Raw genomic sequence first — 2849 nt, forward strand, 5'->3', positions numbered from 1 at the left:
GAGACTACAGAGAAACTGGAAACACATCTAACTAAGATAGATCGCGTTAATACTCAAACAATAGAAGGTAACACTCAGACACAACAGGAATTGCAAGCACTTACAAAAAATTTAGAAACTGTTTCTTCGATTTCCGACAGAGTTGAGAATTTAAGTCAAACCACAGAAAAATTAGAAAAATATCTGACTCAGTTAGATAAAGGTAATACCCAAACCACAGAAAAATTAAACAAAACAATAGAAGGTAATAATAATAAACAGCAAGAAACCTTACAAGCATTAACAAAGAAACTAGAAGGAGTTTCTTCCGTGTCTAACAAAGTTGAGAATTTAACTCAAACCACAGAAAAACTGGAAAAATATTTGACTCAGTTAGATAAAGCGAATACTCAGTCAAATGAAAAATCAAATCAAGGGGAAATAAACGCACAGCTAAATAATCAACAGGAGCAGCTAAAAACTGTTGTTGAGAAATTAGCCGGTTTTGAGACAATAAAAACTCAATTAGACAATGTAGTGAAGACAGTAACTAAGCTTGAAAGTACCCTGAATAATCCACCACAAGCTAGAAAAGCAAAAACCAGACCTAATGGTACCAAAAGACCTATGTAACTTAATGAGACGTAGCAATGCTACGTCTCTACATTAGTAATTAGTACTATGATTCATTAATCGATCAATTCTAAATTTATGATGTAGTATTAGTCGCTGCATCATTTGTTTTAGCAGCAGGTGTTCCACCCATGCGAATTTCAGAAGTGAAAGAAGCCATGCTGAAACCCCCGAAACGTTTGAGAATACCTACACGCATCCGTAAATTCGGACTTGCAAACCATAGACGCTCTTCAGACCACATGGTTTCATATTCTGTAGTTAGGGTGAGTGCATCATCGCTACCCATTTTGTAAGTTCCAGCTACTGGAGTTTTTTCTGCATAACCCATTTCTCGGAGTAATTTTCCTTCCATAGGGTTATCCAAATTTGGTATTGCTACCAATACAGTGGAACCTTCGTGTTTTTCTTGATCCCATTCCATTGTGCCGTTCCAGGTTACTCTTGCACCAAATCCACTATTAAATTCAACTTGATGTTGTTCGCACAATTTGATTACTTCTGGATGGTCGGCAGGTAATGTTTCAATAATAATATCTGATTTACCGCCTTCTGATTGTTTAAAAGCCAAATGATGACTAGTACGATGGGAAAACCATTTACCAGCACTTAATTCAAAAAACTCTTCAATATTCATCAATCAAATTACCTTACGTCAAAATTTTTATAATCTCACTTTTTAAAATGTAACAGCAAGCAAGTACCATCTTGAGATAAAGTCAAGAAAATCAAATGTTTTGTAACTTTATCAAATTATTTAAATTTTCACTCACAACCTGCCGAGATGGTACGTGACGCTAGTTGTGTTATAACCACGTACCAAATTTATTCAAGCGTCAAACATCCTACAAGAATAATTTTGCCATTCCTACAGAAGATTTGACCGTTTCGATATATTTAGTGATTATTTGCTTGTTCAATTCTGGATAAGGAAATTTTCGCCGATTCACTGACGTGGTTGTGGCTATCTTTTTCTAAATACTTTAAAGCTGAGATACTTTTATCACTAGGAAGATGACCTAAAGCTTCTGCTAAACGCTGACGTACTAACCAATCTTCCGATTGAGCAAAGCGAAGAATTTTGTCCACAGAATCGATATCTTTGATTTCACCCAACGCTGCGATCGCGGCTTGTTGAATGACAATTTCTTCACTTTCCAAAGCTTTGTAAAGTACTTCCTTAGCACGAGTATCTTTCAAATTCCCAAGCGCTACAGCAGCACTAAAACGTACCAGCCAATCTGTATCTTCATAAAATGCTCGCGATAGCGGTTCTAAAGCCCTAATATCGCCCAAGTATCCTAAAGCACCCGCAGCATCGGCTCTGATGCCATAATCCGAATCAGCTTGCAGTGTTTGGATTAAAATCGGATAGCAATCGGGTGTTTGTTTAATCCCTAACGCAAATATTGCCATCGAACGTAGTTGTAGAGATTCATCATCAAGTACTTTTTTGATTAAAGGTACTGCATCTTCCGCAGGGACATTCCTTAAAGAAGCAAGAGCAACCATTCTATCTCTTAAAGAAGAACTTTCTAATTGAGTAGTAATTTCTTGTAAGCTTGAATCTGACATCTAATTTAAAAATAGTTTTTACTAGTTACATTTCTATAAGTAACATTACATAAGCTAAGATACATTAGCCTGATGGTAGGTTTTTGCGATGATTACTTATTAACCATGCCAGTAAAATACCAGTAATCGCGCCACTTGCAGCCCAGCCTAGGCCATTAGATATAGTCCCACCGCCAATATTACAGGCTACTGCACATACATAAGAACCGATCGCACCTCTAGCAGCACCGCTCAAAGCGCTAGCGAGTATCCACCAACCCGCGTATCGAAAGTGACGACGCAGCAATAACCACTGAGCAAATCCCAAAACTGCAAAATTGACTGGTTCTTTAATAGTATTTAACCAAAAGACTTCCCATAATCCCCCAGTAGATGTCAGAAATTTAACTATAGGATTGAGAATTTCTTGGGTAAATATCATCAGATAAACACCTAATATCCAACCGAAACCGCTTGCAGGTATCCACCAAATAGCAGAATTTATATAACGTCGTAAAACTATCCATTGAGTAATTCCAATAACGAACCCACTCGCGATTAATTCCCAGAAAAAATCAGTAGGAGCAGCCATATAACCAATAAACGCACCACCGATACCAGTTGATAAAATCCAGAATAACCACAACATAATTGGGGGGATGGGGGGATGGGGAGATGGGGGG

General features: G+C 37.6%; 4 protein-coding genes. 1 reads left to right on the forward strand and 3 read right to left on the reverse strand.

Features of this window, described 5'->3' with window-relative positions:
- On the forward strand, positions 1 to 612 hold a 612-nt coding region (locus VB797_RS09365; RefSeq protein ID WP_323237401.1), incomplete at its 5' end, for a hypothetical protein.
- Between the two features lie 76 nt (positions 613 to 688).
- On the opposite strand, the gene VB797_RS09370 is transcribed toward VB797_RS09365, so the two are convergent.
- The 3 genes from VB797_RS09370 to VB797_RS09380 form a co-directional block, all read right to left on the reverse strand.
- Positions 689 to 1249: a phycobiliprotein lyase gene (locus VB797_RS09370; protein WP_323237402.1), complete on the reverse strand. Its 561-nt coding sequence runs from the start codon at positions 1247 to 1249 to the stop codon at positions 689 to 691.
- Between the two features lie 260 nt (positions 1250 to 1509).
- Positions 1510 to 2187 carry a HEAT repeat domain-containing protein gene (locus VB797_RS09375; protein ID WP_323237403.1) on the reverse strand — a complete coding sequence of 226 codons (678 nt, stop codon included), beginning with the start codon at positions 2185 to 2187 and terminating at the stop codon, positions 1510 to 1512.
- Positions 2188 to 2251: 64 nt separating this feature from the next.
- The coding region (locus VB797_RS09380) for a hypothetical protein (RefSeq protein WP_323237404.1) at positions 2252 to 2849 on the reverse strand (598 nt) is incomplete at its 5' end.

Origin of the sequence: Rivularia sp. UHCC 0363, from assembly GCF_034931125.1 — a bacterium.
In the GTDB taxonomy this organism is placed as follows: Bacteria; Cyanobacteriota; Cyanobacteriia; order Cyanobacteriales; family Nostocaceae; genus Rivularia.